Origin of the sequence: Pedobacter namyangjuensis (genome assembly GCF_003313325.1) — a bacterium.
In the GTDB taxonomy this organism is placed as follows: domain Bacteria; phylum Bacteroidota; class Bacteroidia; order Sphingobacteriales; family Sphingobacteriaceae; genus Pedobacter; species Pedobacter namyangjuensis.
In genome coordinates this window covers 877,928-904,750 of record NZ_QMHQ01000002.1, presented here as the reverse complement: position 1 = coordinate 904,750, position 26,823 = coordinate 877,928, and the positions used below count along the sequence as shown (strand labels likewise).

The 26,823-nt window shown below is 48.6% G+C and carries 28 protein-coding genes and 1 pseudogene; 17 read left to right on the top strand and 12 right to left on the bottom strand.

Annotation, left to right across the window (positions count from 1 at the left end; genetic code table 11):
* Positions 1–324 precede the first annotated feature (324 nt).
* Genes DUT69_RS11125 through mobC form a run of 3 tightly spaced genes read left to right on the top strand, consistent with a single transcriptional unit; the run spans position 325 to position 3,958 of the window.
* Positions 325–735 (top strand): mobilization protein, encoded by a 411-nt coding sequence (locus DUT69_RS11125; protein WP_162796290.1) that lies wholly within the window; start codon positions 325–327, stop codon positions 733–735.
* Complete coding sequence (locus tag DUT69_RS11120; protein ID WP_113653287.1) at positions 717–1,961, top strand: relaxase/mobilization nuclease domain-containing protein; 1,245 nt, start codon at positions 717–719, stop codon at positions 1,959–1,961. Before DUT69_RS11125 ends, DUT69_RS11120 begins: the two co-directional genes overlap by 19 nt.
* A complete protein-coding gene (gene mobC, locus DUT69_RS11115) occupies positions 1,958–3,958 on the top strand; it encodes a conjugal transfer protein MobC (RefSeq protein ID WP_113653286.1) in 2,001 nt (666 codons plus the stop codon). The genes DUT69_RS11120 and mobC overlap by 4 nt, the downstream gene beginning before the upstream one ends.
* A 51-nt stretch (positions 3,959–4,009) precedes the next feature.
* Here the strand turns inward: mobC and DUT69_RS11110 are convergent, their stop codons facing one another.
* Positions 4,010–4,303: a hypothetical protein gene (locus tag DUT69_RS11110; protein WP_113653285.1), complete on the bottom strand. Its 294-nt coding sequence runs from the start codon at positions 4,301–4,303 to the stop codon at positions 4,010–4,012.
* A 325-nt stretch (positions 4,304–4,628) separates the two neighbouring features.
* Positions 4,629–5,750 carry an alpha/beta hydrolase gene (locus DUT69_RS11105; RefSeq protein WP_113653284.1) on the bottom strand — a complete coding sequence of 374 codons (1,122 nt, stop codon included), beginning with the start codon at positions 5,748–5,750 and terminating at the stop codon, positions 4,629–4,631.
* 180 nt (positions 5,751–5,930) lie between these two features.
* On the opposite strand from DUT69_RS11105, the gene DUT69_RS11100 reads away from it, so the two are divergent.
* Entirely contained in the window at positions 5,931–6,284 is a 354-nt protein-coding gene (locus tag DUT69_RS11100) for a nuclear transport factor 2 family protein (RefSeq protein ID WP_113653283.1), read from the top strand.
* Positions 6,285–6,454: 170 nt separating this feature from the next.
* On the opposite strand, the gene DUT69_RS11095 is transcribed toward DUT69_RS11100, so the two are convergent.
* Complete coding sequence (locus tag DUT69_RS11095) at positions 6,455–6,817, bottom strand: response regulator (RefSeq protein ID WP_113653282.1); 363 nt, start codon at positions 6,815–6,817, stop codon at positions 6,455–6,457.
* A gap of 140 nt (positions 6,818–6,957) precedes the next feature.
* Between DUT69_RS11095 and DUT69_RS11090 the strand changes: the two genes are divergently transcribed.
* From DUT69_RS11090 to DUT69_RS11060, 7 genes are read left to right on the top strand one after another with little or no spacing between them, the layout of a single operon-like run.
* Positions 6,958–8,106 (top strand): NAD(P)/FAD-dependent oxidoreductase, encoded by a 1,149-nt coding sequence (locus tag DUT69_RS11090; protein WP_113653281.1) that lies wholly within the window; start codon positions 6,958–6,960, stop codon positions 8,104–8,106.
* On the top strand, positions 8,103–8,813 hold the full coding sequence (locus DUT69_RS11085) for a methyltransferase domain-containing protein (RefSeq protein WP_113653280.1): 711 nt from the start codon (positions 8,103–8,105) through the stop codon (positions 8,811–8,813). The genes DUT69_RS11090 and DUT69_RS11085 overlap by 4 nt, the downstream gene beginning before the upstream one ends.
* On the top strand, positions 8,810–9,862 hold the full coding sequence (locus tag DUT69_RS11080) for a type III polyketide synthase (RefSeq protein ID WP_113653279.1): 1,053 nt from the start codon (positions 8,810–8,812) through the stop codon (positions 9,860–9,862). Before DUT69_RS11085 ends, DUT69_RS11080 begins: the two co-directional genes overlap by 4 nt.
* A 20-nt stretch (positions 9,863–9,882) precedes the next feature.
* The gene (locus DUT69_RS11075) at positions 9,883–10,320 is read left to right on the top strand and encodes a 3-hydroxyacyl-ACP dehydratase FabZ family protein (protein WP_240186708.1); all 438 of its coding nucleotides are present in this window, start codon (positions 9,883–9,885) and stop codon (positions 10,318–10,320) included.
* A gap of 46 nt (positions 10,321–10,366) precedes the next feature.
* Positions 10,367–11,587 carry a beta-ketoacyl-[acyl-carrier-protein] synthase family protein gene (locus DUT69_RS11070; protein ID WP_240186707.1) on the top strand — a complete coding sequence of 407 codons (1,221 nt, stop codon included), beginning with the start codon at positions 10,367–10,369 and terminating at the stop codon, positions 11,585–11,587.
* Positions 11,580–11,843 (top strand): acyl carrier protein, encoded by a 264-nt coding sequence (locus tag DUT69_RS11065; protein ID WP_113653276.1) that lies wholly within the window; start codon positions 11,580–11,582, stop codon positions 11,841–11,843. The genes DUT69_RS11070 and DUT69_RS11065 overlap by 8 nt, the downstream gene beginning before the upstream one ends.
* Complete coding sequence (locus DUT69_RS11060; RefSeq protein WP_113653275.1) at positions 11,830–12,390, top strand: 4'-phosphopantetheinyl transferase family protein; 561 nt, start codon at positions 11,830–11,832, stop codon at positions 12,388–12,390. Before DUT69_RS11065 ends, DUT69_RS11060 begins: the two co-directional genes overlap by 14 nt.
* A gap of 89 nt (positions 12,391–12,479) precedes the next feature.
* Here DUT69_RS11060 and DUT69_RS11055 read toward each other — a convergent pair whose 3' ends face one another.
* The 3 genes from DUT69_RS11055 to DUT69_RS11045 all read right to left on the bottom strand — a co-directional run bounded on the left by DUT69_RS11055 (position 12,480) and on the right by DUT69_RS11045 (position 15,292).
* The gene (locus tag DUT69_RS11055; protein ID WP_113653274.1) at positions 12,480–13,643 is read right to left on the bottom strand and encodes a glycosyltransferase family 2 protein; all 1,164 of its coding nucleotides are present in this window, start codon (positions 13,641–13,643) and stop codon (positions 12,480–12,482) included.
* Between the two features lie 347 nt (positions 13,644–13,990).
* Positions 13,991–14,593, bottom strand: a complete 603-nt coding sequence (locus DUT69_RS11050) for a DUF4142 domain-containing protein (protein WP_162796289.1) — start codon at positions 14,591–14,593, stop codon at positions 13,991–13,993.
* Positions 14,594–14,941: 348 nt separating this feature from the next.
* A complete protein-coding gene (locus DUT69_RS11045) occupies positions 14,942–15,292 on the bottom strand; it encodes a response regulator transcription factor (RefSeq protein ID WP_113653272.1) in 351 nt (116 codons plus the stop codon).
* Between the two features lie 1,470 nt (positions 15,293–16,762).
* On the opposite strand from DUT69_RS11045, the gene DUT69_RS11035 reads away from it, so the two are divergent.
* From DUT69_RS11035 to DUT69_RS11015, 3 genes are all read left to right on the top strand, one after another.
* Complete coding sequence (locus DUT69_RS11035) at positions 16,763–17,263, top strand: low affinity iron permease family protein (protein ID WP_113653270.1); 501 nt, start codon at positions 16,763–16,765, stop codon at positions 17,261–17,263.
* 127 nt (positions 17,264–17,390) lie between these two features.
* On the top strand, positions 17,391–17,912 hold the full coding sequence (locus DUT69_RS11030) for a YciE/YciF ferroxidase family protein (RefSeq protein ID WP_240186706.1): 522 nt from the start codon (positions 17,391–17,393) through the stop codon (positions 17,910–17,912).
* 1,910 nt (positions 17,913–19,822) lie between these two features.
* Entirely contained in the window at positions 19,823–20,623 is an 801-nt protein-coding gene (locus DUT69_RS11015) for an SDR family NAD(P)-dependent oxidoreductase (protein WP_113653267.1), read from the top strand.
* 8 nt (positions 20,624–20,631) lie between these two features.
* On the opposite strand, the gene DUT69_RS11010 is transcribed toward DUT69_RS11015, so the two are convergent.
* The 6 genes and pseudogenes from DUT69_RS11010 to DUT69_RS19265 all read right to left on the bottom strand — a co-directional run bounded on the left by DUT69_RS11010 (position 20,632) and on the right by DUT69_RS19265 (position 24,178).
* Positions 20,632–20,895 (bottom strand): hypothetical protein, encoded by a 264-nt coding sequence (locus DUT69_RS11010; protein WP_113653266.1) that lies wholly within the window; start codon positions 20,893–20,895, stop codon positions 20,632–20,634.
* Positions 20,896–20,898: 3 nt separating this feature from the next.
* Positions 20,899–21,078, bottom strand: a complete 180-nt coding sequence (locus tag DUT69_RS11005) for a DUF2188 domain-containing protein (protein ID WP_113653265.1) — start codon at positions 21,076–21,078, stop codon at positions 20,899–20,901.
* A gap of 628 nt (positions 21,079–21,706) precedes the next feature.
* Positions 21,707–22,288, bottom strand: a complete 582-nt coding sequence (locus DUT69_RS11000; RefSeq protein WP_113653264.1) for a CinA family protein — start codon at positions 22,286–22,288, stop codon at positions 21,707–21,709.
* Positions 22,289–22,471: 183 nt separating this feature from the next.
* A complete protein-coding gene (locus DUT69_RS19570) occupies positions 22,472–22,699 on the bottom strand; it encodes a hypothetical protein (protein WP_394341257.1) in 228 nt (75 codons plus the stop codon).
* A gap of 90 nt (positions 22,700–22,789) precedes the next feature.
* Positions 22,790–23,761: pseudogene (locus tag DUT69_RS19455) on the bottom strand (NAD(P)/FAD-dependent oxidoreductase); the annotation flags it as partial.
* Positions 23,762–24,001: 240 nt separating this feature from the next.
* Positions 24,002–24,178, bottom strand: coding sequence for a hypothetical protein (locus DUT69_RS19265; RefSeq protein ID WP_162796288.1), 177 nt, complete (start codon positions 24,176–24,178; stop codon positions 24,002–24,004).
* Between the two features lie 475 nt (positions 24,179–24,653).
* On the opposite strand from DUT69_RS19265, the gene DUT69_RS19450 reads away from it, so the two are divergent.
* The 3 genes from DUT69_RS19450 to DUT69_RS19440 all read left to right on the top strand — a co-directional run bounded on the left by DUT69_RS19450 (position 24,654) and on the right by DUT69_RS19440 (position 26,763).
* The gene (locus DUT69_RS19450) at positions 24,654–24,887 is read left to right on the top strand and encodes a hypothetical protein (RefSeq protein WP_240186705.1); all 234 of its coding nucleotides are present in this window, start codon (positions 24,654–24,656) and stop codon (positions 24,885–24,887) included.
* A gap of 299 nt (positions 24,888–25,186) precedes the next feature.
* The gene (locus DUT69_RS19445) at positions 25,187–25,927 is read left to right on the top strand and encodes an alpha-amylase family glycosyl hydrolase (protein ID WP_240186704.1); all 741 of its coding nucleotides are present in this window, start codon (positions 25,187–25,189) and stop codon (positions 25,925–25,927) included.
* A gap of 299 nt (positions 25,928–26,226) precedes the next feature.
* Positions 26,227–26,763 carry a hypothetical protein gene (locus DUT69_RS19440; RefSeq protein WP_394341256.1) on the top strand — a complete coding sequence of 179 codons (537 nt, stop codon included), beginning with the start codon at positions 26,227–26,229 and terminating at the stop codon, positions 26,761–26,763.
* Positions 26,764–26,823 lie beyond the last annotated feature (60 nt).

Genomic DNA, 26,823 nt, shown 5'->3' with positions numbered 1-26,823 from the left:
ACAGAAAATCATTCAAAAATACTACAGTTTCACATCGTCGGCCTGGGCAATGGGTGCGCCCAAAACCTGCATTTATGCGGCTAAGGATCAGACAGCTTTTAAAGTCTTTTACGCCAGTTCTTTGGTCCACGAGCAGATGTAAATCGAAATTGAACGCGAACGGTTCAATCAGCATAGGTAAGGGTTTGGAGGGAGGGGATCCGGCAAACACCTGTTTGCAGCAAGATGTATTTTTGTGCACAAAAATATCTTGCTCCGACACGTCGGAGGGCTGTTGCTCGGAACTCGCAAAGCCTGGAAAACATCCAATGTAAAGCAGACCAGATGGCAAGAAAACCTAAGGAAGACAAAGAGGAACTGCTGATGCACCTGTTAACTGTCAGGGTTACGGGTACGACGCTCAAGCGGCTTGAAAAACTGTTGGCAGAGTCCAATTGCCGGAGCATTGGCGAGGTTGCACGGAAGCTGCTTAACAGGGAGCGAATCAACTGCTTCTACAGGGACGCTTCCATGTCCGGACCAATGGAGGAACTCGCCCTGATCCGAAAGGAGCTCAAATCGATCGGGATCAATATTAACCAGCAGACCCGTTATTTCAACGCCGTGAAATCGGCAGCGGAGAAATCATTTCATTTTGACCGCACCATGGCGCTCTGCCTTAAACTTGACGGCAAAATTGAAAGGCTGTTTTCCGTTATATCCAGACTTGCAGAAAGATGGTTGCCAAGATCTTAAGCGGGAAATCGATCCGGGGAATTCTGGTCTACAACGAGCAGAAGGTGGAAAAGGGCGTTGCGTCAATTTTGTTGGCAAGTGGATTTGCAACCGACATCCACCGGCTGAACCTTCTTCAGAAGCTGTCCAGGTTCCAGCGGCTGACCGAACTAAATCCCAGGGCCAGGACCAATGCACTGCACATTTCGCTTAATTTCCATGCAGAGGACAAGCTTGATGATGAAACACTGCAGGGCATTGCCCTGCGGTACATGGAAAAATTGGGCTTCGGCGAACAGCCTTTTATCGCCTATCGGCATTTTGATACAGCGCACACCCATCTTCACATCGCTACGGTCAACATTCAAAGGGATGGAAGCAGGATTGATCTCCATGATATCGGCAGGAAGGTTTCCGAGCCGATAAGGAAAGAGCTGGAGGTCGAATACGGTCTGGTCAGGGCCGAAGGCAGGCGTCTAGCTGTCCAACCGTATTTAAAAGTTGCCGAGTATGGTGCAGTTCCCACCAAAAAGGTGTTGGCCAACATCACCAAAGCTGTGATGCAGGACTATGCCTATACTTCCTTTGCCGAATACAAGGCGGTACTGTCGCAGTTCAATGTCCAGGTGGAAAGGGGATCCGAAAATTCGGTAATGTTCCAGAAGAAAGGTTTGCTCTACTCCATCGCCGATGTAAACGGAAATCCGGTCGGCGTGCCCATCAAGGCGAGTGCTTTTTACAACGGTGCGACGATGCGGAACCTGGAAAAACACTTCCAGCGCAACACTGAAAGACGAAAGCCCTTCAGGCAAGACCTGATGGAAAGGATAAAACGCGTACTTGATAACTACAGCACCATGCGAAAGGACACAATGCTAAGGCTGTTGGCTATCGAACAGGTAGCTCTTGTGCTCAGGAGAAACCAAACCGGACTAATCTATGGACTGACCTTTATCGACCATAGGCATCGCACTGTTTTCAATGGCAGCGATCTGGGAAGGGCGTATGCTGCAAAGGCCATCACCGGAATGTTTTCAGAAAGCGACGTACCGAAACGATATTTGGTGCAAGGGGAATCGAGCAATTATCTGCAACGCAATGAGGAGGGCAGAGATGATTATAGAAAAAGCCAGCAAGGTTTAATAGAGGGGCTTTTGGGCAGGGCGGACTACCAGTTTCCATCGGTTATCGGCCGTAAAAGGAAAAGAAGGAAAGGGAAGGGGAAAATACAAAATCTTAGCATATGAGCACTGGAGAGGACTTGCAAGGCCTTAGGAAAATTGTCGATTTTACTAGGCTTCTCAGCATTTTTATATTGGTAATCCATTTTTACATCTGCTGTTATCGGGCATTTGAAGCATGGCGCTGGACGTCGGGGATAACCGACAAAATAATAGGCGGCATTGCAAGGAACGTGCTGTTCGAGGGACTGTTCGGCGCAAAGCTGGCAGCGCTCCTGTTGCTTGCGGTATCGTTGCTGGGCGTGAAGGGAAGGAAGGACGAGAATTTGGAACCTAAGCCTATAATTTTTTATCTGGTGGCGGGGATGGGGCTGTATTTTGCAGCAGCACTCTGCCTATTTTTTCCCGCTGCAATCAGCGTTGTTGCCATTTGCTACATGGCGCTGACCACTACAGGATATCTTTTGATTCTCGCCGGTGGGGGCCGGCTGTCCCGTCTTTTAAAGGACCGGTTGCGAAAGGATATCTTTAACGAACTCAACGAGACCTTCCCCCAGGAGGAGCGGCTGCTGGATAACGAGTATTCGGTGAACCTGCCCGCAAGGTACAGGCTCGGGGAGCTCTCGCGCAGCAGTTGGATCAATATCATCAACCCGTTTAGGGGACTGCTTGTGGCCGGAACGCCCGGAGCTGGCAAGAGTTATTTCGTCATCCGCCACATCATCGACCAGCATATCAGAAAGGGATTTTCCATGTTCATTTACGACTTTAAGTTCGATGACCTTTCAAGGATTGCCTACAACAAGCTGCTGCAGTATTCCGCTAACTATCAGGTTAGCCCAAAGTTCTACGTAATCAATTTTGATGACCTTAACCGTACCCACCGATGCAATCCACTCGACCCTTTGTCAATGGAGGACATCACCGATGCTACCGAGGCCTCACGTACGATCATGATGGGGCTGAACAGGGACTGGATAAAAAAGCAGGGTGATTTCTTTGTTGAATCGCCTATCAACTTCCTGACCGCATGCATATGGTACCTGCGTAAATACCAGGATGGCAAGTATTGTACCCTGCCACACGTAATAGAACTGATGCAAAGCGAGTATGATCCGCTTTTTGCGGTGCTGCAGTCCTGCGAGGAGATAAAAGTTCTGATCAATCCCTTTGTATCGGCCTACCGCAACAATGCCATGGCGCAGCTCGAGGGGCAGATTGCCTCGGCGAAGATCGGGCTTGCAAGGCTTTCCTCCCCCCAGCTGTACTATGTGCTGAACGGAAACGACTTTACCCTTGATATCAACAGTCCCGATGAACCCAAGGTGGTATGCCTGGGCAACAACCCCCAGAAGCTGCAGGTCTACGGGGCAGTACTCTCGCTGTACATTTCCAGAATGATAAAACTGGTAAACCAAAAAGGAAAGCTGAAGTCTTCGCTGATCTTCGATGAGTTTCCCACGATCTATTTCAACAGTATGGACAGCCTGATTGCGACTGCAAGGAGCAACAAAGTGGCAACCTGCCTTGCAGTGCAGGACTTTTCGCAACTGAAAAAGGACTATGGCGCAGAACAGGCCGAAGTGATCACCGGAATTGTCGGCAACCTGATATCCGGACAGGTGACCGGATCGACGGCAAAGACCCTTTCGGAGAATTTTGGAAAGATCTCCCAGCAGAAAGACTCGATGAACATCAATTCATCGGACACCTCCATTACCCGGGCAACCCAGCTTGACCATGCCATTCCCGCCAGTAGGATTGCAACACTTTCCTCGGGGGAATTTGTAGGGGTTGTCGCGGACAATCCCGAGCAGAAGATTAGATTGAAGATGTTCCACTGCGAAATCCAGAACGACCATAAAGCTATCGCTGCGGAGGAAACAAGCTACAGGGAAATTCCATTGGTGAAGAAGGTTTCAGCGGAAGACGTCGAGGAAAACTATAAGCGTATCAAGAGCGAGGTTTTTGAACTGCTCCGCGAGGAGTGCGGCAAGCTGGCAGGCATGCAGCACAAAAAAGAGAAGCAAGCGACCGAAACGAACAGGTCGGTTTCCCTCTAGCAAACTAGTTAGGGCCGACTGGATTTTATCAGTATGATTTGCCTTTCCGTGCTACAGTTCAAAGCTCAACTGCTCAAACGGACCTTTCGTGGCGGAAATTTCAGATGTTAGCGCGGGCTGGCCAAACTTGCACAGCGCAACGGTTGGAAAGTTCATAAACACCGTTTCACTTTCTACCGCACCGGGCAGGTAATTGGCTATTCCTTTCCTGAAGAGCGACAATAGCTCAGCGGAAGCTTTTCCGATTTTTGCAGCCTCTGCTATCAGCGCAAGCTCACTGTCATATTCTGCAATCAGCTCAACCCGTGCGGAGTTTTTAGAGACAAACTGGTAATGGTATTTCATGATGGTATTCGCAGTCCCAAAGGTAGCGATTCAAACACATATTCCGCTATGAATAAGAGCGTGAATCTGCTGATTATTCCGCACTGAGATTGAGATTGGGTCAAATGGGCCATTTAATACAACTACCGGCGATCTGTCGGTAAATCGCTAAATATCTCCCTTACCTCATAGGATAAAATGGTTTACAGGATTTCGCTATTTGTGCCCAATTAGCTTTTATTTGCCAGTGTCAGCCCGGTAACGAATCAAATGAGTCGTACCATCGCTTGCACTTACTTAAACCAGGATAGGCAATTCTGCCTATCCTTAGCAGCTTAGGGTACTTTTACCTAAATGCGTTTTTAAGCTGCATTGCAGCGTACGCCTGTGCATCCTTCGCCTGCGGTACGATTGCAGCCATGCCGAAGAATTCATGGGTGACGCCGGTATAGTTCTTATGGTCAATTTTTACGCCGGCAGCTTTCAGCTTTTCGGCCAGCATTGTTCCGTCGTCATGCAAGGGGTCGATTTCTGCGGTTATGATGGTAGTTGCCGGAAGTCCTTTAAGGTTTGCATTGACAAGGGCAATCCTCGGATCCTTTGCCTGGGCGGGATTGCTCAGGTAGTTGTTGGTAAACCAGCCCATCATAGCTTTGTTAAGAGGCTTGGCATTGGCGTATTCGTTATAGGAATTGGTGTTCATATCAGACTGGGCGATGGGATAGACCAGCACCTGATGGAGCGGCATGGTAATTTTTGCTTCCCTTGCCATGATCGCAACGTTGGAAGCCAGGTTTCCGCCCGCACTTTCGCCGACCAATGCTACTTTCAGCGGATTTGCATTAAGGCTCTCCGCATTCTTCAATACCCACTGGTAGGCCGCAAAAGCGTCATTGTGCGCAGTAGGGAACTTATGCTCCGGGGCTTGCCTGTAGGCAACCGATACCACAACTGCACCCACCTGTTCGGCCAGTCCCTGTGCCGATGAATTGTAAACATCCAGGTCGGCAATAACAAACCCTCCGCCGTGGTAATAGACGATTACTGGCAGTGGCCCCGATGCAGATTTCGGTGTATATATTCTTGCATGGATCCGTGCGCCGGAAACCTCGATGTCGCGGCCTACAGTATCCACCATCGCAGCAGGCTGCTCGATCCCGTTTTCCCGGATAAGGTCCATGACCGCATCGCTAGGGGTATGGTTCTTGCGTGCCTGCTCGGCGGTCAGGTTTTCGATGGGCTGGTCCTTGTAGCTGGCCAGTTTTTCCATTACCGCCAGCATTTCAGGTCTGATCGATTTGCCCCACTGCGGTGCAGGGCCTTTAGGAGCGACCACCACTTTCTGCGCCGTGGTATCGCTGGCAGTGGTATCGGTTGCCTGTTTTTTTTTCTGCTCGCTACCGCAACCTGTGGCGGCAAAGGCAATGGTAAAAGCTACCATTGATAGCTTAGTCTTAATGTTTTTCATAGGAGATAGATTTACTGATAAACACGCGCTGAAATAAAAGGTTCGAAAGTGTGCACAACCCTAGGGAATGAGGAACCTGCTGCGTTATGGGTAGGTTTGCCGATGCACGGGAAAAACAATTTTTGGGATAGGCTGTTGTAGTTTGTATATGCAATAATGTTGCATTTTAATTTGGGGAACATGTCAGAGATCAATAAAAAATTGCTAATCATGGGCAACAGCGCAATAGCCCGCGGGGATTACCAAACCTTCCTTTCCATTTGTAGCGATGATACGGTTTGGGAATTTGTGGGCGACCGAACCCTTCGCGGCAAAGCGGAGGTAAGGGCCTATATGGCGGAAAGCTATCTTGCGCCGCCGGTTTTCAAGGTGTCGCACCTGATTGCAGAGGGCGAGATGCTTACTGCGGTAGGGGAAATATCACTCCTTGGTCGGGACGGGAAATGGACGGAATACCACTACTGCGACGTATGGGAATTTAGGGACGGCCTGTTGGAAACATTAAAGGCTTTTGTGGTTGAAAAAATCAAGTGAGAATCGGCAAGCGGGACTGGTTTTTACGCATGAGGTGTGTTTTATATGCAGTCGAATGCTTTGGGTAAGGTCGGAACGTTCGGAAGCTTCGCTGTATCCAGAGATGTGCCCGCCATCCGGACCAGCTAGGCCATTTGGCAAAAATGAACAATACCATTGGTGTTGAAAATTTATTGATGCCGGGATAGCGTATCTTTGATCAAAGCGCAGAATTCGTCCAAATCGAAAGGTTTTTGGATAAAGGCATCAGCTCCGGCCGTTTGGCTTATCGAGGAAAGGTTGGCATTGGTGGAGCTCATAATCACCGGGATGTTCCTGGTTTCCGGCTCGTGCTTTATTTTCCTGCAGATGGTTATGCCCTTGCCGTCAAGCCCGTTGTGGAGGATGATCAGAGCTGGACTTGCGCCAAGGAGCTCCGAGAGATCGAAGGGCTTAGAGGCGATTACGGTCCTATAGCCTTCATCGGCCAGCATAAGTGCTATCACATCAATTACTGCGGGATCCTTGTCGATCAGGTAAACTGTCTTTTGCATTTTCTATCGGGATGAATCGCTAATATAGCGATAAAATCAAAGTTTTTCCCAATCCATCAACCAGCCATGGATGGATGCCGAGCCATGTGCAAAACTGATGGATGCCGGCTTAGAACAATAGCAGCTAAAATTTGTTCTGCATGCAGTCTATGGTTTCAGAAAAGAATGTCCTTGTTATCGGAGGCGGCCTTGCCGGGCTGACCGCTGCCCTGCACCTGAACAAATCAGGAATGGAGGTGACCGTGGTCGAGCGGCACGGCTATCCACGTCACAAGGTCTGCGGGGAATATGTCTCCAACGAGGTACTGCCTTACTTTGACTGGCTTGGCATAAACTTTCAGGCGCTTTCACCATCCAATCTGCGTACTTTGCGTTATACCACCCTTTCGGGCCGCGTACTTGAATCCCAACTCCCGTTGGGAGGTTTCGGGCTGAGCCGCTATGCGATGGACGAACTGTTGTACAGGGTTCTGCTTTCCCGCGGAGTAAAGGTGGTTTTCGATGCGGTCAGGGAGGTCAGCTACCATAACGAGCGCTTTTCCGTAACCACCGCTTCGGGAAGCATTTTCAGGGCAGCGGTTGTAATTGGAGCGTTCGGAAAGCTTTCCGCACTTTCCAAAAAGGGCAAAAACGTGGCTAGGGCTTCTTCGCCGGCAGTAGCGGTCAAAGCGCATTACCGGTACGATGGGGATTTTCCTGCCGAGGAGGTTTCCCTGCACAATTTTTCCGGCGGATATTGCGGGGTTTCCATGGTAGAAAACCACCAGCTGAACATCTGCTATCTGGCCGATTACGCCAGCTTCAAAAAAAGCGGTAACATCAAAACCTTTCAGCAAAATGTGCTGAAGGGCAATAGGTTCCTTAAAGAAGTGCTGGAGCGTTCCACCATCATTGGGGAAGGTCCGGTTAGTGTCGGGCAACTCTCCTTCGGCAGGCAGCCGGCAGTCCAGGACCATATGCTGATGATCGGCGATACCGCCGGGCTGATCCATCCCCTGTGCGGGAACGGGATGGCAATGGCAGTTGGCAGCGCCAAGGTGTCCTGCGAGCTGATAGTCGCTTTTCTAAGGGACGGGCTGCTAAGACGCAAGGAAATGGAATCTCGCTACCAGAAGGCCTGGAACGAGGCATTTGGAAACAGGATGTGGGCTGCAAGAATGCTTTCGGCCCTTGGGAAAAGTACGGTGCTGCAGGGACTGGCAATGGAGTCCCTTGGGAGATTTCCGTTGCTGTTTAAAAAGATGATAGAAAGCACACACGGTAAACCAATCAGCATTAAAGGCTTATGAGAATAGATACCAGCAACAGAAGCACCAGCAGCGAAATGATGGACGATTTCTCCATGCAGGGTCCGGTACTTACCGATGCGCTGGACAAGATCGCTGCGGTAAACCGTTTTCTGGGAGGAAACAGGGTAACTTTGGAAGGCATTGCCGCTCTGCTTGGCAGCATTGCCCCGGGCGGGGTGCTTCGGATTGTGGATGTGGGATGCGGGAACGGAGATATGCTTCGGACCCTGGCCAGATATCCTGCCTTCAAAAGCCTCAAGCTCGAGCTGATAGGCATCGATGCCAACCAGGCAAGCGTAGAGCATGCAAGGAAGCTGTCCGCCGGTTTTCCTGATATAAGCTACCGTTGCATGGACATATTTGATCCTTTGGAAGAAGGATGGACCTGCGATATCATGCTTTTCACCCTTACCCTGCACCACTTTAGCGATCGGCAGATCCTGACGCTTCTCGGCAGGCTTAAAAATCACGTGCGGACTGGCATTGTTGTGAACGACCTGCAAAGGAGCACAACTGCCTACAGGCTCTTTCAGGCATTGAGTTTTGTCTTTGGCCTTAGCGATATGTCCCGCGAGGACGGACTGGTGTCGATTTTACGGGGCTTCAAAAAAAGGGACCTTCTGGCCTACGACAAAAAGCTGGGCAGGGTTCAGGGAACCATAAAATGGAGATGGGCATTTAGATACCTTTGGATAATCAGGATATGAAAGTTAGAATAAAAACGGTGGCAAAGGCCTTGCCGGAATACTGCTGCACTACAGCTGAGACCTTGCCCTTTGTAAGGGACTGGCTCAAGGGAAAGGAAGACCGCTTTGTAAGGAAGGTCATCAAGATTTTTGAGAACGCAGGTGTGCAGAAGCGCTACGCGATCATGCCTCCCGAAAAGGTTTTCAGCAACATGGGATTTGCGGAGCGAAACCGTCTGTATGCCAAGGCGGCCATTGCCCTTGGGGAGCAGTGCCTTTCCGATGCGCTTGCCAAGGCGGGATGGAAGGCCGACCAGCTGGACTATATCATTACGGTCAGCTGCACCGGCATCATGATCCCCTCGCTTGATGCCTACCTGATCAATCGGCTCGGCCTACGTCAGGACATCATCCGTCTGCCGGTGACCGAGATGGGTTGCGCAGCCGGCGTATCTGGACTGATCTATGCCAAAAACTTCCTAAAGGAAAATCCGGGAAAAAGGGCTGCGCTGGTTTCAGTGGAATCCCCGTCCGCTACTTTCCAGTACCAGGACTTTTCCATGGCCAACATTGTGAGCGCTGCGATCTTCGGGGACGGGGCGGCCTGCGTGCTGCTCAGCTCGGATCCTGGCGAGGACGGTCCGCAGATCCTAGACCAGGGCATGTACCACTTCTACGACGCCGAACAGCTGATGGGCTTTGAGCTCACCGACACCGGCCTGCAGATGGTGCTGGACGTTGCGGTTCCGGAAAGGATTGCGGATCATTTCGGACAGGTCATCCATCCTTTTTTGGAAGCTAACGGAATTGCGATAAAGGACATCGACCATTTGGTCTTCCATCCGGGCGGCAAGAAAATCATCCAGGTGGTGGAAAGCCTTTTCGGCGAGCTGGGCAAGGATCTTGAGCTGACCAAGACGGTACTGGGCGAGTACGGGAACATGAGCAGCGCAACGGTGCTGTACGTTTTGGAAAAGTTTATCGAACGCAGTCCCAAGGAAGGCGATCGGGGGCTCATGCTCAGTTTTGGTCCAGGGTTTTCGGCACAAAGAATACTTTTGCAATGGTAGTCTTATCAGCTGGACAGATTTTGGAAAGGCTGCCCTATGGCGAGGCTTTCCGCTTTGTGGATGAAATCCTGGAAATCAGCCAGGACGGTATCGGTGGCTGCTATACCTATGACAGCGCGCTGTTTTTCTATGACGGGCATTTCAGGGACTTTCCGGTAACCCCGGCCGCGATACTGACCGAAACCATGGCGCAGATCGGGCTGGTATGTCTGGGAATATACCTGATGGGCGGGAAGGTTCCTCCGGGAAAGGCAAGCGTAGCGATGACTTCCTCATCGCTTGATTTTTTAAAGCCGGTTTATCCCGGGGAAAAGGTTTTCGTTACCGGAACAAAAAACTATTTTAGGTTCAACAAGCTTTCCTGCAAGGTGCAGATGCATGATGCAGGCGGGGAGCTGATTGCAAAGGGAACGATATCTGGCATGTTAATCTCAAGAACGGATGAAAGCGGCAAATAGGGTAGTTATAACCGGACTCGGGGTATGTGCCCCCAATGGCACCGGTGTGGAAGATTTCGCAAGGGCGATCAAATCCGGTACTTCCGGGATCAGGTTTGATCCGGCCCTGCAGGCGCTTGGGTTTTCCTGCCAGGTTTCCGGCAGGCCTGAAATATCCAGGCAAACGATGGATGTCTGTTTCAGCGAGCTGGAACAGAGGGTATTGGCAAGTACGGGAATTCAGTACGGGGTGGTAGCGGCGATGGAAGCCTGGTCGGGCGCTGGGCTGCTTCCCGCAGGGGAATCCCAACCGGACTGGGACAGCGGAACTTTTTTTGGAACCGGTACCTCCGGTATCGACAAGTTCCGTTGGGCGATCCAGCAGATCGACCAGCAGCAGGTACGCAAGCTCGGCAGTACGGTGGTGGGACAGACCATGGCCAGCGGGGTAAGCGCCTACATCGCGGGCAAACTCGGGCTGGGAAACCAGGTTACGACAAACTCCTCGGCCTGCGCAACAGGAACCGAAAGCATACTTATGGCCTACGAACATATCAGATGGGGCAAGGCCAAGCGGATGCTGGCCGGCAGCACCAGTGACAGCGGTCCATATATCTGGGGCGGCTTCGATGCGATGAAGGTTTGCACCTATAAACACAACGATTCGCCGCAGGATGCCAGCAGGCCGATGAGCGCCACTGCCAGCGGCTTTGTGCCGGGAAGTGGTGCGGGTGCGCTGGTGCTGGAATCCCTGGAGAGCGCAGTTTCGCGCAACGCCAGGATTTACTGCGAGGTGATCGGCGGGCATGCCAATTCCGGAGGCCAGCGGGGACTTGGAACCATGACCGCTCCCAATCCCGAGGCGGTAAAGCGCTGCATTGCCCAGGCGGTTTCCGGTGCCGGCATCCGCCCCGAACAGGTGGAGGTAATAAACGGGCACCTGACCGCAACGGCAAAGGATGCACTTGAGATCGCAAACTGGAAGCAGGCGCTGGGACGCGGAAGGGAGGACTTCCCCTACATCAATTCCCTGAAGGGAATGACTGGGCACTGCATCAGTGCCTCGGGCAGCATAGAATGCGTTGCATCGGTGATGCAGCTCAGTGGCGGATTTGTTTTTCCCAACATCAACTGCCAGGACCTGAACCCGGAAATCGCAGCGCTGGTGGATCCCTCGCGCATACCCGGGAAACTTTTGGCCTTGGATTTCGAGGTGCTTGCCAAGGCAAGTTTTGGATTTGGGGATGTGAACGCGTGTTTGATATTTAAAAGGTTTAAAAATGGATAGATTACTTATTATTGGGGAACTGAAGGCAATAGTTTCACCCTACACCGAAGAGCGCAGCAAGCTCGAGGAGCTTTCCGAGGATACCGATTTTCTAAAGGACCTGAAGATCAATTCGGCCAACCTGGTGGACATTGTACTGGACATAGAGGAAAAGTTTGGTATCGAAGTGGACAACGATTCGATGGCAAAAATGCTGACCGTTCGTGCAACGGTCGAAGTGGTGGCGCAAAAACTTTCTGGCGATGCTGGGCAATGACCTGATCGACCTTCAGCTTGCCCAGGTGCAGAGCGACTGGAAAAGAAAAGGCTACCTCAGCAAGCTCTTCAATGATGATGAGCAGCGGGCCATTGCGCTTGCGCAGGATCCCGGCCTTTTGGTGTGGATGATGTGGAGCATGAAGGAGGCTGCCTACAAAGTGCACAACCGGAACTCCGGCATACGGCTATACGAGCCCTTGGCCTACAGCTGCATGCTGGAAATGAATGGCGTTTCCACGGCGCAGGGCGCAGTGATGAAAGGCAACGAATCGTTCCCTTGCAGATCGTCAGTTTATCAAGGGATGCTGCATACCGTAGCCCTTGGCCGGGGAGCTGTTTACGGCGAGGTAAAAACGGTGCATATGAAAAACCAGCAGGACTACCGGCAGGCCTTCAGTTCGCAGAGCGGCCTGGTTCTGGCAAAGTGCCCAAAGGGACTGCCGATGGTTTATGATCCGGCCAGCGGCCGGACGGGCCCTGCAAGCGTGAGCCATCATGGCAGGGGGCTGTGCGTTGTGTACTTACAAGGTAATGAATATAGGTAACCATTTTTCAGTCCCGAAAAACGTCCAGCGAAGCTTTTGCTATAGGGGTTTAGCCCAAGTCAATCTAGCAATGCCCCCAGGGGCTAAGCCTACACTGCAGGGATTCGGTTGCTTTCAGGGCTATCCTTTGCAGCGCCACATCCGTGATCCACGCTTTCGGCGAAGGAGATTTTTCTTCCTTTCCATTCCAGATCCCTGCGCACGGTTCCAAGAATGGCTAAATAGCCTACCACCGCTAAGCTAAGCTGCTGAAAGGGGTGCAGGATAATGTTAAGGGCCAGGCTCTGTCCGCAAACCTTTGACACGGCAGCACGGGTAAGCAATATGGTAAGGGCGAGGGCGAGTATCAGATAGGGGCTTGCCAGCAGCATAACGCTTGCCGGGCCGATGACAGAAAGGGAAAGGAAGGTTGAAAAAAGCCAGATTTTTCCATCGAAAGGAGCCAGAAAGTTTTTGGAGAAGCCGGTAACCGCCTGCAGGTAGCCGCTGTACATGCGGCAAGTGACCAATCCTCCGGCCAAAAGGCCCTGGCCTTTACAGGCCAATTTTTTGACAAGCTTCATAATGCTCAGGTCTTCGGCGATGTCCGCCTTGACCGCCATGTGGAATTGGTGTTTTTTATAGCAACAGGCGCGGAAAAGCATAAACTGCCCACTGGCAGCGGAGAATATGGGCATTGGATGCTTCAAGATCAATCGGATGGGAAGTAGCGTCAGCAGCAGATAGTTCATCAGCGGAACGACAAGTTTTTCGCCAAGGCTTTCCATTTGCTGGTCGGGAAATAGGCTGAGCAGGTCGAGCTTTCCATTGTGCATCCTTTGCACAGCAGCGTTCAGCAGCTGCCGATGGACGGTCGTATCGGCATCAAGAAACAACAGAAAGCTGCCCTTTGCAAGTTGGGCAAGCTGATGGCAGGCATGGTTTTTTCCAAGCCATCCCTGTGGAAGCGCCTGGCCCCTAACTACCGAAAAGCGCTGGTCCCGGCCAGCATAACTCTCGCATATTTCAAAGGTGCGGTCCGATGAATGGTCGTCGAGCACGATCAGTTCAAAATTTCCGTAGTCCAAAAGGGAAACCGAATCGAGCAGCTTGGCAATGCTTTCCTGCTCGTTCCTTGCCGGAACGAGTATCGAGACAAGGTCGTTATGCCTTTTTTTGCAAACCCTCAGCACCGGCTCCGAGGCAAAATTGTAGACCGCTACGCCCAGTCGGGCAAGGCAAAAGGCAAAAACGACCAAGAACAGTATTTCCATGCCACTCAAACACCTTCGAGCTTGCTTTGTTTTGGCTGCTTTTTTTAGTTTTCCGTGGTGCTTGGCGCAGGCGTCGGGCAGAGGCTAAACAGGCTCCTATTACTGAGATCCGGAAATGTACTTCGTTTGCATCATCGCTAGAGCGGGTTAGGATGTTGCCAGCGACGTGGCGTTTTTACGCCTGGGTAATGTCCAGGCCATTGATCAATGAAAATTCCGTTCACCAAAGGTTACGGGCGTTGAGGACTGGACGGGCCAGGGTAGTGGTGGGGTCCATCGATGCGGGCAGCTTCAGGTCGCCCGAAAACCCAAGGCCCCCTGCGGGACCTTGGGTTTGAAATAATCTTTTACTCCGATTTTCCCGTGCCGCTCTTTTTTGCAGCTCCGCTTAGGTTTTTCAGCACGCTCTGCGCATGGGCAAGGTGTGCCTTCAGCGTTGGCAGGTGCTTGGATGCAAATGCCTTCAGTGCGGGGTTGGGCTCGCTCTGGCCAGCAGATGAAAACATTGAGACCGCCTGCTCGTGCTCCCTTACCATCAACTCGGCATAGGCAAGGTTCTGCGCTTCTTCGGACATTGATTCGATATCAGCTATGGCCTGCAGCTTTTCCTGGGGAAGTGCCTGAGGGAGGTTCATCTTTTCCTTTTTGGCAATTGCCTTCAGCTCCGCATTTGCGGCCCCGTGGTCCTTGACCATCATGACCGCCATGGTCTGTATTTCCGGGTTTTCGGTGCGCTTGATCATTTTTGCGCTCGATTCCACCTCGGTCATTCCGCCAATTGCGGCCTGGGCGGCAAATTCGCTGCTGTTGGGAGCTCCGACCAGGGCGGTGTCCACCGGATCCTTTGCAATCTGGGTGGTGTCGTTCTGGCTTGAGGTCGAGGGTTTGGGGTTGCAGGCATAAACGGTGGCGCCTAGTGCCATCGCCGCAAATAATAGTTTTTTGTTCATGGTCTGGGTTCTTTGTTCGAAAATAGAACACCTTGCTGCCATTTTGGTTTCCGCTAATTGGATCCTTGCCAAAAAGCAGGGTGAAAGACAACCACTTGCCGGAAACCTATGACTGCTTATATGAAACTTTAGGTTTTAGCTTGGTTCGGAAAAAAAACATTCAATGCCCAGTAAAGGGATTTTTGAATACATTTGTGGCGAGAGCGTTAATTTAAATGGGGGTAGGGCTTAGGCGCTATCCCTATTTTCTTTTCGCGGTCTTTGTTCAGATTAATCTCCTGTTTAACGACATAAAAGATGTAGTTAAATTACTAGGTAGGGTTTTGTAACGTACAAATATTTAGGTGCCTATGCAACTAGATTTGCGATCCGCTTGAGCAGATTGTCGATGTCAAACGGCTTTTCGACAAAATCATCGGCGGCGCATCCTTTCATTACACTGTTGCGGTCCTGGTGAGCGGACATCATCACTACTGGAATTTTTAAATATCTTGCATCGGATTTTAGGTCATTGCAGACCGCCCGTCCATCCCCATCGGGAAGCATAATATCAAGAAGGAAAATATCCGGCTTGGTGCCAGCGTTGATGAAACTGGTTATATCCCTAAAGCCGTTTACCAGATAGCCTTCTTGGATAAATAGAAAAGTGCATATTTCCCGGATGTCCGAGTCGTCCTCCAGGATAGTAATTTGTTTCATAAGGTTTCGTTTGTGTGTGACGTTATCTACGCAAATGCCCTGCCAAGAGATGTACGATTTGTGAGTTCAGGTACTTATTGCAAGACGGCTAAGTATTTATTGCAGAGAAAGTTTCCGTTTTATAGCTCGAACCTATTTGTTCAAGTTGAGCATGATCGAACTTGCCGGTTTTTGCGGCATCGACTTATTTTGCTGCAATTCAATATTTGAATTTACAATGCGGAAAATGATTTGCTAACCGCAATGATTGTGCTTGACCTTGCAAGAAATTACGGTATTTTACATGAATCGTCGTTGTTTTACGGATTCCCGTAACATATCCCAACCATTAATTAAGTCTTTTGCTAAATGAATGGCACGACATTATGCAATTTAACAGTAGGTCAACGGTTTGTTTTTGGTAGAGTTATTTTTAGGGTTAAAGCGTTCAACGATGATAAAACAGTTAGCTGTTCCGTTGGTGACTCGAACAATACGGTTTTGATAATGGCCTACTCCTGGGTCTATATCTATAAAAACAGATTCAAATCCACGATTGATTGGTTACGGAATTATTTCTAGATTCAAAAAACTAAAGGAAGATGTTGCCATAGAAAATTTCAGCGACAAAATGGTCGAAAAGTTTGAACCACTAGTTGATTTTATATCGCCCATGTATCTAATGTTCTACAACCATGCTCAACCATTATTAGTTAAGGGTGCATTTGCCTGTTTCAATGGGGTTATCCAAGCAATTTATAAATATTGCCTATGGCCTTGGCCCGTTTTACTTAAGTAAATAAGGTAACTAATAAAACTCCCGAAGGTTTTGTAGGATATGATGATTTGGATAGTTATGCAACCAGATTTGCGATGCGCTTGAGCAGATTTTCGATATCAAATGGCTTTTCGATAAAATCATCGGCTGCGCATCAAGTCATTACACCATTGCGGTCTATGTGGGCGGACATTATTGATACCGGAATTTTTTGAACATCTGGGATCGGATTTTAGGTGATTGCAGACCGCGCGTCCGTCCCCCTTGGAAAGCATGACGTCCAGAAGGAAAATATCCGGTTTTGTGCCGGCGTTGATGAAACTGGTAATATTGCTAAACTCGTTTACAAGGTAGCCTTCTTCGATAAATAGCAAAGTGCATACATTTCATGATAGTAGTGGTAGCATTAAAACGGTCAGGTTGCCACCGGTATTTCTCGGAAATTAAGGCATAACTTGGTAATGGATGCGAAATAGAATTTAAGATAGTATCAAATGCCGCGTTTACGGGATATTTTAAACCAAGCAGGGCCGGGTTTGTTTAATGGATGATTTAAGCGGATTTAATACCATGGAAAAATTATTCGTTAGCGAAATAGGGCTATCCCCTAAAAGCATTTTAAGTTTTGGCCTAGAAGTGATATAACAGTTAGAAATGTATTGATCTGCCGATAACATTAGCAGAGAATAAAGAGCCACATAAATATAGAGAACATGAAAAGCAACAGACGAAAAAAAGATGGTTTTTTTGAAAGGACTGCTACAGCGATAACTTGCTGGACAGGCAGTTCAATTGCATTTCTTTGCGCATTTGCAACAGTTCTGTTTTGGGGGATATCGGGTCCGTTGTTTGATTTTTCTGACACCTGGCAACTGGTCATTAACACAGGAACGACAATTATCACCTTTTTGATGGTTTTTCTGATTCAGAAATCCCAGAACAAGGATGGCAAGGCGATACAGCTGAAGCTTAACGAGCTGATTGCTGCCAGCAGGTTTGCCAGCAACCGGATGGTAGATATTGAGGACCTGACCGAAGCGGAACTTGACGTGATCCACAAATATTACCAATTGCTTGCCGATAAGGCCGAAAACGATGAGGATATCCATTCCTCGCATTCGATTGATGCTGCCACAAAGGTCAACCAATTGAAAAAAAAGGCACGATCAGCTTCTAAGTTGCAATCACAAAAGACGAGTGACTCGAGCCAGTAGCACAACTCCCAATCGAAAACAAAGCCTTGGGAAAAGGGCTTTTCCGGCTATGTTGGGGTTTAAATCAACTTTGTTAAAACCTTAGGGAGTAGGGATTGTTCCAGCTATAAAAACTAATATTATCATTATGGCTAAACAGAACAACAACCAGGATATGCCCAACGGGCACCTGCACGAGCTATTCGTAGATGAACTTAGGGATATCCTAGGTGCGGAAAGACAATTGCTGAAAGGACTGAAAAAAATGGCGTCGGCAGCTGAGAGCGAAACACTGAGAGCCGCTTTCGAGACCCACCATGTACAGACCGAAGGACAGATTGAACGTCTAAAAGAGGTGTTCGGTTCCATCGGACTTGCTGCAAGGGGCAAGAAATGCAAAGCAATGGAAGGGCTGCTCGAAGAAGCCGAGGAGATCGCAGAAAGTTTCCAGGATCAGCCGGAAGTGATCGATGCCGCATTGATCTCCGCAGCACAGAAAGTTGAACATTATGAAATTGCAAGCTACGGATGCCTGGTAACCTTCGCGAAAATGATGGGGCACAGCGAAGCAGAAGAACTGCTGGCAGCGACATTGGCCGAAGAAAAGGATACGGACAGCCTGCTGACGGACATTGCGATGAGCGAAGCCAATGCTGGTGCCGCAATGTAAGCCTACAGGGAACAAAAACTACCCATAAAAAGATCCTTCAAGGGTCTTTGTGGTGGAGACTAGAGGTTCGGAAACTACAAGGCCCGTTCAAGATTGAAATATTTTCTAATATCATGGATGTGGTCTGTGGGATATCCTTTAAGGAGCGACTTTGGAGCCTGTTCAGGAACGATGGGTGGAAAAAGCCTTAGGATTTTGATTAGTACAATATTTTCTAAGGCCACCATAAATCCTACCATTGAACCGAGAGCGTTAACTTAAATGGGGAAGTGGACTTCGGTTGCTTTCCCGTTTTGCGTTATGCTTTACAGAAAGCAAGGCAGTTCTGGCATGTAATTTTCCTACTTTCTTTTCACTGGATTTGTGTCTTAGGTTCCTTTCAGTGCCATAATCGGCATAGTAGGATCATTCAATTATTACCGGGAAGGACAAAGCCGGGTAATGATGGCACTCGATCCTGCTTGTTAAAAATATTCCAAACATAATAATAGGTTAATTTGTCGCATATTGGATTTTCAATTTAATCAACTTTAGTAGAATGCTGGTGGTCTTGTTACTGTCTGCATTTTTTGTTTAAGGTAGTCCGGAACTATCATCAATTAAAACTTACTTTATTTGCCATATGAAAAAGAAGGCGTAACTACGCTGTACAAACTCGAAAATTTGGATTTTGGGGCGATTGTAAAGTAGAGGCTCCGATGTGGACGGGAGCTTGGGCTCCCTAAAGGGGGAACACCAGGGATGCGGCAAACAGGATGGCCTAATCATGGGTATACTGCCCAAGCAGCCAGATCCTTTTTTAATAGGTTTTAAGTCCTATTTTGTCTTGTCGATCAATCGGTATAATTAAATGGCCTCCCAGAGGCTGGTACAGTAACGCGCATGCATTTCTTGGAAGAATCTCAGAAGAATCGATCGTTAATGATAATGTGGCCTCGATGTGCATGACCCTAAGTTTCTTTCCGACTCCATTAACCTAGCCATTTAATTTCATCCTAAGATTAAGAGCGATATGATCAGCCTTGAGGTCTGATGGACCTGTTCACGCAAGCTACTGTCTTTATACATAAAAGTAAAGATGCTTTTTTATTGGGGCTACTGTATTTCGGATTTAATAAAAAAACTAGAATGAGTTTGGTATTTTGGGTATCGCGTAAAGATAAGTCTGCTGGTCACGCCAACTCAGCTTATTCCGATCGGAATAAGGATAACCAAAGCGACAAGGGAAGCAAATTCTCGAATTGATGCGAGCTAGGATCGAAGCATCATTTTAAAAATGTAGAAATTCCTACTTGCAGACACTCTTGAAATGCTCTAACTGCATATTAATTAGCGTCTTTCAAAGTTATCATCGACGTTACGCACGCATGTTTTTACCCTCGATTAGGACGGTCGATAAATTCTCATATAAACGGAATTTGGTTTTTTATCTTAGTTTTTTTCTCTTAGTCGGCATGCCTAATATGATTTCGGCCACGAATTTATCTGTCAAATTGTTATCCCTATCTAATGCTTCTTTTGAAAAATGAAGTTTGTGAATACTGGTCACGAGCCGGGGAATTTCCTTAAGATGGAAAAGTTCACTGCTCATCGCATTTATCTTTTCAATCATCTCAATATTTTTTTGAGCAATTGCTGTAAAATTTGCTCACTTAATGGATTATCTCCTTTTTTCATTTTTTATTGTGCTTTAATAAATCAGTATTTAGAACCAATAGCTTGGGGTAAAATTTATTTCCGTAGTAATAATATAGCATCCGAGGATTGTACTGAACTTACGTTACTCTGAAAAAAAAATAATTTTAAGCCCGAGGAAGGCTTATTCCAAATATTTTAAAGATGTAGGCATTTTCGAAAACCATTATCTTATCCACGTTGTTCCAAAATTATTGGACCTTAAAAATTTAGACATGGAAAATATACGGCCAACTGTGCTTATAACGGGCGCGACGAGCGGCATTGGTCTGGAACTCGCCAGGCTGTTTGCAAAAGATAACTATAAAATATTGTTGGTGGCTAGAAACGAGAGGGAACTGGAAGCTACATCGGCAACGCTAAGACAGAATGGCTCCCCTGAGGTAAAGGTGTTTGCAACCGATCTTTTTGAACGGGATGCAGCTATAGAACTGTACCAAGAGATTTCGGGCATGGGCATTCAGGTCGATATTTTGGTGAACAATGCCGGCCAGGGGGCCTATGGGAAATTCATCGATATAGATCTCGCGGATGAACTGTCCATTATCCAGTTGAACATTAGTTCGCTTGTGAGTTTGACCAAGTTCTTTGCCAGGGGCATGGTGGCCCGCGGCAACGGCAGGATACTGAACGTCGCTTCCATTGCGGGAAAGACACCCGGGCCGTGGCAAGCGGTCTACCATGGGACAAAGGCATTTGTGCATTCCTTTAACGTTGCGTTGAACAATGAACTAAAAGGTATAGGGGTGACGGTGACATCACTGCTACCGGGCGCGACAGATACAGATTTCTTCCACAAGGCTGGAATGGAGTCGTCAAAAGTTGTTGTGGAGGGCGAACTGGCCAATCCGGCCGATGTTGCAAAAGACGGCTACGACGCGCTCATGGCCAGGAAGGATATGGTAGTATCTGGCTTTAAGAACAAGCTAAACGTGGCAATGGGGAATGTTACCCCGGATAGTGCCCAGGCTTCGATGATGGAAAAGCAGCAGCGACCGGCCGACCACAAGCGCTAATGAAAAACTTAAATTCCAGCGGTTGCTTTCCCCTTGTTGTCCCAATGGTCTTTTATGATGTTCCCATTTTTGTCTAGGAGCAGTCTACGGGCATACCTTTCTCCCCTTATCTTTCCATTTTCATCTTTTAAGCCAATGAAAAGCAGTATCGGATTTCCCTTTTCATCCGTACGGAATGCAATATCATACCGGCCGAAACGGTGTTCGACTAGGCTGAGCGGCTGGTAGGTTTTGCCCAGGATGTTCAGTATCGGTGCTTTGAGTCCTGACATAGACTATTTTTTTTCTTTTGACTTTCTTTGCGCTTCCCTTGCCCGCTTAAGCCCGGTGGCGATGGCAAGGCCTTCGTCTCCGGATTCTTCCAAAATTGCGTTCGCGATCTCTACCGCCTTTTCCCTCAGTTTTTTCGGCAGGTTTTTATAGGATGGTGGATATTCTCCTTTTGGCCACGGCATAAGTTTTTGCTTTTTTGCTTAACAAGCTGGTTGTTGTTTGGTTTTTATTTTTGTTGTTTGGAAAGAAATCTTTTTTGATAAAGTTCTTATCGTGCTAATTGATTCTACTGTTATGCAAACGATAAAAGAGAAACCAAGGAACGGCGCTTTCCCGCCTTCCCATGGCTTCTCCCTCCTGCATATAGGGATACATTATGCGATGTAGTATTTGCGAACTAGTTACAGTGGTGATGCGGGTGTCAAATGACTATGGGATTGAACCGTTGGTGGTCCCAACGAATATCTATCTTTAGCCTTCTTCTGCATAGGACAATGTTGACCGGGTGAGTGAGCAAAAATCCTCTAGATTGAACCGTTTCAAGATATATGCTTCCGCACCGGCATCCTGCTAAGTTCGGGCAGGTTATTGCGGGTAGAACTCATGATTTCCGTTATCTTTGAAGTTTCAGTGTCTTCTTTTAACTTCGAGCAAATCTCCAGGTCCATATCGTCCAGCCCATTATGCAAAAGAATCAGTTCTGGTACCACGCTCCGGACCTCACAAATCCTAAAAGGCTTAGCGGCGATGAAAGTACGGTATCTTTTGTCTTTGTGCATAAGACTGATCAATTCGATTACTGCCGGATCTTTATCGACAAGGTAAACTGTTTTCGGCACCTGGTAGTATGTTATCCAATTCAGATAGTGATTTCCCCACCTTAAAACTGTTGCTCACCTGGCTTTTTTTAAGGTACTCCTGAAGCAGAAAGGCCGTACGGTTAATGGTGCCTTCAATGATATCGTGTTGATCCCCTGCGTAGTTGGAACGGTCCTGGAATATTGTCTGCCCGTTATGGATCCCGTGAATGAACATGGTGCCCACTGGCTTGTCCCTTGTCTCGCTGCCTCCCGGACAGGTAAGTCCGGTGCATCCAATGAGCAGATCGGCCTGGAAAAGTTTGCCCAGCCCTTGGGTAATGGCCAAGGTCACCTCCGGGGATTCCGGGGTAAATTGTTTGATCAGCTGAGGGTCTACATCCAAAAGGTTTTCCTTGATAAATGCGTTGTAGCAGCCAAGTCCTCCCATCAAAAACTTTCCTGCATCACTTGCCAGTGAAAAATCCGCGGCGATTCTTCCGCAGGTAGCGCTTTCGGCGAAGGCAAGGGTAAGCCCTTTTGCAATGAGTAGTTCCGCGCAGGTGCTGATGTAGTCTGAAGTTTTTTCGCTCATGTGTTTTCAGTGTTGCCGATTCGGTTTTCCAACACCCCTAACAACTTATGGTTTTGGAAAAGTTGAAATGGGCGGAACGATCGCGGTCGATGCAGAACACAGGTGATAGGGATGCCTGCATTCTGGTCAATTACTAAACAATGGGACTTGCGGTATTGGAGTCTGCCCTCCGAGGGCTAATTACTATTCGCCGTGACTAGCAGCCTTGCCGGGTTTTACGATCATTCTCAAAGGCTGGTCTTTGGTAAAATAGGCCTGCAGCCAGTTAAGGAAGGTAGTCAGTTTGTTACGTATGTTGATAAGGGACATCAGGTGGACAAATATCCAGGCAAGCCAAGCAACAAAACCGTCCAAGTTCCTTACCGTTCCCGGCAAATCGGCTACAGCCTTGTTCCTGCTTATGATTGCCATAGAGCCTTTGTCCTTATATATAAATGGTGCAGGTTTTTCCCCGTTGTTGATAAGCAGCAGGTTCTTTGCCAATCGGCTTCCCTGCTGCATGGCAACCTGGGCCAGCTGCGGATGTCCGTAAGGAAATCCAGGGTCGGCGGTAGTAATGCAGGTATCGCCGATGACATAGATGTTACTGTAACGATAGAGCCTGTTGAACGGATCCACAAAAAGTCGTTTTCCCTTTCCATAGTCGTCCGGTTCAAGTCCGGCAAACGTCATGCCGGTCACGCCGGCAGTCCTAATAAGTGTCTTGGCTGGGATCACCGAACCGTCGGCCAGTATAACGGTGTCATCAAGGTAATCCTTTACCAGGTGTCCAAGCCTTATCTTTACGCCCATGTTCCTCAGCTACTTTTCGGCATAACGCTGCGAGTTTTCGCTCATCGGGGAGAGAAGCGTCGGCAACCCATCAATAAGATGGATGTCAAGCGGAAGGTCCCGCAGGGCTGGGAACTCCCTGAAGAAAACGTTTTTTTTAAGCTCGCTCAACATTCCAGCTATTTCAACGCCCGTAGGTCCGCCACCTGCAATAACAATGTTGGTAAGCTTCCTCCTCATGTTCAGGTCGGTAGTCCTTGAAGCCTCTTCGAACCGCTCAAGTATTGTGTTCTTGAGCAGCAGCGCATCGCTTATGGTCTTCATCGGCAAAGAATTTTTTTTGATGTTTTCGTTGCCGAAATAATTGCTTGTAGTTCCCGTAGCGATAATGAGCTTGGAATAAGGAAGCTCGCCATTATTAAGCACTACCAGGTTTTGCTCGTGAACAATCTCTCGCAGCTCACCCATTCTGAACGAGAAATTGGAGAATTTGCCAAAGTACTTTCTGAATGGATAGCTGATATTTGAAACATCGAGAAAGCCTGTAGCTACCTGATAGATTAACGGGGGAAAGAAATTATAGTTATTCTTATCCACCAGTGTGACATTTATCTCTTTATTCTGCTTAAGAAGTGATTTCGAAAGCTGTATCCCGGCGAATCCGCCACCGATGATGACAATGTTCTCCTTATCTTTTTCCATTGTTGTTCGTTTGTTCCTAGCTTTCAAACCCCGGCGAACCAAAATAGTTTTGACTTGGTCACGTTTGGTCGGATGCGGCTGTAGGGTTATAAGTGTGCTTGTGGAAGGATTAGCAGCTGTTTTAACCGGCCATAGGCAATGCCTTTCCAGCGCAGTGCTTACTGCGCAGACCAACGTTGGGCACGAAAGCAGAATGGCCCAAGGGACCATTCTGCAAATAACCTCATGACCTAAGCTTTCCTAAAGCAGACCGGCAAGTCCGTTCTTTGGGTAACTGTAGACGATGTGCTGGATCTTTGCATCGTTTTTCTGGCCTGCGGTTGCTTTGGTTTTGGTGCTGACGGCACCGTACCGATGCCTGATAGGCAAGGTGCCTGCCTGCATTTTTTTTGAAGGAGTATGTTCTAGCGTTTCCATGTATAATGATTTATGAATGTTGCAAATGAGCGGTAATGCAAGCTTTTACATTGGTGTTCGATACTTCCGATAGACTGAACAGCTAACTTGAGTCTTTTGCGCTTGCTCCGGTTTTTTTCTTCAGGGATATCCTAAACTTATCTGATTCTGCTTTCTTCATCGAATACCTTTTATATGCAACCCGTGAGGCCAAAGTTTGGTTTTCGCCAGGATGTAATTGGGTATAAGTCCGCTAGTATTTGCGTATTTCTGTCGGACAGCCAAAAGGTACGCCGACGTGGCATGCGGCTGATGCGTTCGTATTATGATCAGTTTAGGCGTACATCTCAAGGTTGAGAAGTCGGGCCATCGTAATTCTTTTTGAAACAAAAACCTGTTTGTGTTGTGCTTAGGAGATACCGGTTACTTGATTTCACTACTGACAAGCAAAAGTTAATCTTGGTAAATGTGATCAAAATCGAAAAAAAAAGACGCTATGAAACACCAGGCCAACTATAGACCGCAAGCTGGAAAGCCCTATCCCCTTGGAGCAACACTAGAAAATGGGGGGGTAAACTTTGCATTTTATTCCGCAAATGCGACAAGGGTTGAGCTGCATTTGTACGATACAGGGGACTTGCATACCGGTACAGTGGAAGTGCTGGAACGCACAAGGCAGATCTGGCATGTATTCATACCCGGATTGGACGCCTTACAACGCTATAGCTAACGGGTTTGGGGACTGCATGAACCTGAGAACGGTTCCCGATTCAATCCCAACAAACTTCTCATTGACCCCTATGCAAAAGCCATTTCCGGAAGGATCCAATGGCACGATGCGCTATTTGGCTATGTGATCGGAGAAAACGACCTGTCGTATAGTCTGCTGGATAGTGCGCCGTTTCTCCCAGGGAGCATAGTGATAGATTCCAGTTATGACTGGGAAGGGGTAAGGCAACCAAGAATTCCCTACCTGAAAGTATTATTTACGAGGCGCATGTAAAAGGACTGACTTTTCGGCACCCCGGTTTGCCCGAAGATCTTAGGTGTACGTACGCCGGAATAGCCCATCCCATAATTGTGGACCATCTCAAGTCGCCCGGCATAACGGCAATTGAGCTGATGCCCGTCCAGCATTTTGTAAACAACCGCCACCTCGTAGAAAAAGGCCTCACCAATTATTGGGGCTATAACACTATCGGTTTTTTTGCTCCGGACTGCAGGTATGCCTCGGGGAGCAAGGAGGGCGGTCAGGTCGCAGAATTCAAGGGTATGGTCAAAGCCTTGCACAGGGCCGGTATCGAGGTTATTCTGGACGTGGTCTATAACCACACAGCGGAGGGTAACCACCTTGGCCCAACGCTCTGTTTCAAGGGCGCCGACAACCAGGAATATTACAGGCTCTGCGAGGACAGGCGCTATTATATGGATTTCACAGGTACGGGAAATACCCTGAACGCGCACTTTCCTCCCGTGCTTAGGCTGATAATGGATAGCCTGCGCTACTGGATTACCAAGATGCATGTGGACGGTTTCCGCTTTGACCTTGCCTCCGCCTTGGCCAGGGGACTGGAAGAGGTGAACATGCTGGGCTCATTTTTCAGCATTATGCACCAGGATCCGATCATATCACAGGTTAAATTCATCGCAGAGCCTTGGGATCTGGGAGAGGGCGGATACCAGGTCGGGAATTTCCCGCAGAATGGGCGGAGTGGAACGGCAGGTACAGGGACTGCGTTCGGGACTTTTGGCGAGGGGAGGATAGCATGATGAGCGAATTTGCATCCAGAATTACCGGAAGCCCGGACCTTTACAGCGACAGCAACCGGACTCCTTTTGCAAGCATTAACCTGATTACTGCCCACGACGGTTTTACATTGCATGATTTGGTGAGCTACGGCCAAAAGCATAACCAGGCGAACGGAGAGGACAATGGCGACGGCGAATCTTACAACCGTTCCTCTAATTATGGGGTGGAGGGGGAAACATCAGATCCGGACATCGTCCGACTCAGGAAACGATAGAAAAGGAACCTGCTGGCAACGCTGATACTCTCCCAGGGTGTGCCCATGCTACTTTCCGGGGATGAGCTCGGCCGTAGCCAAGGAGGTAGCAATAATGCATATTGCCAGGACAACGAGATTTCCTGGCTGAACTGGGCGGATGCTGACCTGGAGCTTTTTGCATTTGTAAAAACACTAATATCGCTACGGAAGCAGCATCCGGTCTTTTCCAGGAAAAAGTGGTTCCGGGGGGAACCGATAAGGGGACTTGGCGTGAAGGACATTCAGTGGTTCCAGCCCGATGGGACCGAAATGGAAGACCATAATTGGGACAAGGACTTTGCCCGCTCGTTAGGAGTGTTTCTCAGTGGGGATACGGCGAAACCATATTTCGCGGTAGCGGACAGGCTGGCCGACAGCAGATTTTACCTGATTTTTAATGCCCATAGCGGTCCGCTGGATTTTCATCTTCCCCATCAGAACCACGGATTGAAATGGGAACTGGTGCTTACTACATGCGACAGGCTGCCTGGGGGGCATTATCTTGCCTCGGATTCGCTTTGCGTCAGCGATAGGAGCATTGCCGTACTTAAATCATTTTAGACCAAAACCCTGAAGCCAAATTCAAGGCGGTTAATTTAGCGTCAGGAGAAATTAACATGA

Excerpts from the sequence above, each read along its gene's own strand:
- DUT69_RS11125 (WP_162796290.1), top strand. The coding sequence starts at position 325 with ATGGCAAGAAAACCTAAGGAAGACAAAGAGGAACTGCTGATGCACCTG.
- DUT69_RS11120 (WP_113653287.1), top strand. The coding sequence starts at position 717 with ATGGTTGCCAAGATCTTAAGCGGGAAATCGATCCGGGGAATTCTGGTC.
- mobC (WP_113653286.1), top strand. The coding sequence starts at position 1,958 with ATGAGCACTGGAGAGGACTTGCAAGGCCTTAGGAAAATTGTCGATTTT.
- DUT69_RS11110 (WP_113653285.1), bottom strand. The coding sequence starts at position 4,303 with ATGAAATACCATTACCAGTTTGTCTCTAAAAACTCCGCACGGGTTGAG.
- DUT69_RS11105 (WP_113653284.1), bottom strand. The coding sequence starts at position 5,750 with ATGAAAAACATTAAGACTAAGCTATCAATGGTAGCTTTTACCATTGCC.
- DUT69_RS11100 (WP_113653283.1), top strand. The coding sequence starts at position 5,931 with ATGTCAGAGATCAATAAAAAATTGCTAATCATGGGCAACAGCGCAATA.
- DUT69_RS11095 (WP_113653282.1), bottom strand. The coding sequence starts at position 6,817 with ATGCAAAAGACAGTTTACCTGATCGACAAGGATCCCGCAGTAATTGAT.
- DUT69_RS11090 (WP_113653281.1), top strand. The coding sequence starts at position 6,958 with ATGCAGTCTATGGTTTCAGAAAAGAATGTCCTTGTTATCGGAGGCGGC.
- DUT69_RS11085 (WP_113653280.1), top strand. The coding sequence starts at position 8,103 with ATGAGAATAGATACCAGCAACAGAAGCACCAGCAGCGAAATGATGGAC.
- DUT69_RS11080 (WP_113653279.1), top strand. The coding sequence starts at position 8,810 with ATGAAAGTTAGAATAAAAACGGTGGCAAAGGCCTTGCCGGAATACTGC.
- DUT69_RS11065 (WP_113653276.1), top strand. The coding sequence starts at position 11,580 with ATGGATAGATTACTTATTATTGGGGAACTGAAGGCAATAGTTTCACCC.
- DUT69_RS11060 (WP_113653275.1), top strand. The coding sequence starts at position 11,830 with ATGCTGGGCAATGACCTGATCGACCTTCAGCTTGCCCAGGTGCAGAGC.
- DUT69_RS11055 (WP_113653274.1), bottom strand. The coding sequence starts at position 13,643 with ATGGAAATACTGTTCTTGGTCGTTTTTGCCTTTTGCCTTGCCCGACTG.
- DUT69_RS11050 (WP_162796289.1), bottom strand. The coding sequence starts at position 14,593 with ATGAACAAAAAACTATTATTTGCGGCGATGGCACTAGGCGCCACCGTT.
- DUT69_RS11045 (WP_113653272.1), bottom strand. The coding sequence starts at position 15,292 with ATGAAACAAATTACTATCCTGGAGGACGACTCGGACATCCGGGAAATA.
- DUT69_RS11035 (WP_113653270.1), top strand. The coding sequence starts at position 16,763 with ATGAAAAGCAACAGACGAAAAAAAGATGGTTTTTTTGAAAGGACTGCT.
- DUT69_RS11030 (WP_240186706.1), top strand. The coding sequence starts at position 17,391 with ATGGCTAAACAGAACAACAACCAGGATATGCCCAACGGGCACCTGCAC.
- DUT69_RS11015 (WP_113653267.1), top strand. The coding sequence starts at position 19,823 with ATGGAAAATATACGGCCAACTGTGCTTATAACGGGCGCGACGAGCGGC.
- DUT69_RS11010 (WP_113653266.1), bottom strand. The coding sequence starts at position 20,895 with ATGTCAGGACTCAAAGCACCGATACTGAACATCCTGGGCAAAACCTAC.
- DUT69_RS11005 (WP_113653265.1), bottom strand. The coding sequence starts at position 21,078 with ATGCCGTGGCCAAAAGGAGAATATCCACCATCCTATAAAAACCTGCCG.
- DUT69_RS11000 (WP_113653264.1), bottom strand. The coding sequence starts at position 22,288 with ATGAGCGAAAAAACTTCAGACTACATCAGCACCTGCGCGGAACTACTC.
- DUT69_RS19570 (WP_394341257.1), bottom strand. The coding sequence starts at position 22,699 with ATGGCAATCATAAGCAGGAACAAGGCTGTAGCCGATTTGCCGGGAACG.
- DUT69_RS19265 (WP_162796288.1), bottom strand. The coding sequence starts at position 24,178 with ATGGAAACGCTAGAACATACTCCTTCAAAAAAAATGCAGGCAGGCACC.
- DUT69_RS19450 (WP_240186705.1), top strand. The coding sequence starts at position 24,654 with ATGAAACACCAGGCCAACTATAGACCGCAAGCTGGAAAGCCCTATCCC.
- DUT69_RS19440 (WP_394341256.1), top strand. The coding sequence starts at position 26,227 with ATGCTACTTTCCGGGGATGAGCTCGGCCGTAGCCAAGGAGGTAGCAAT.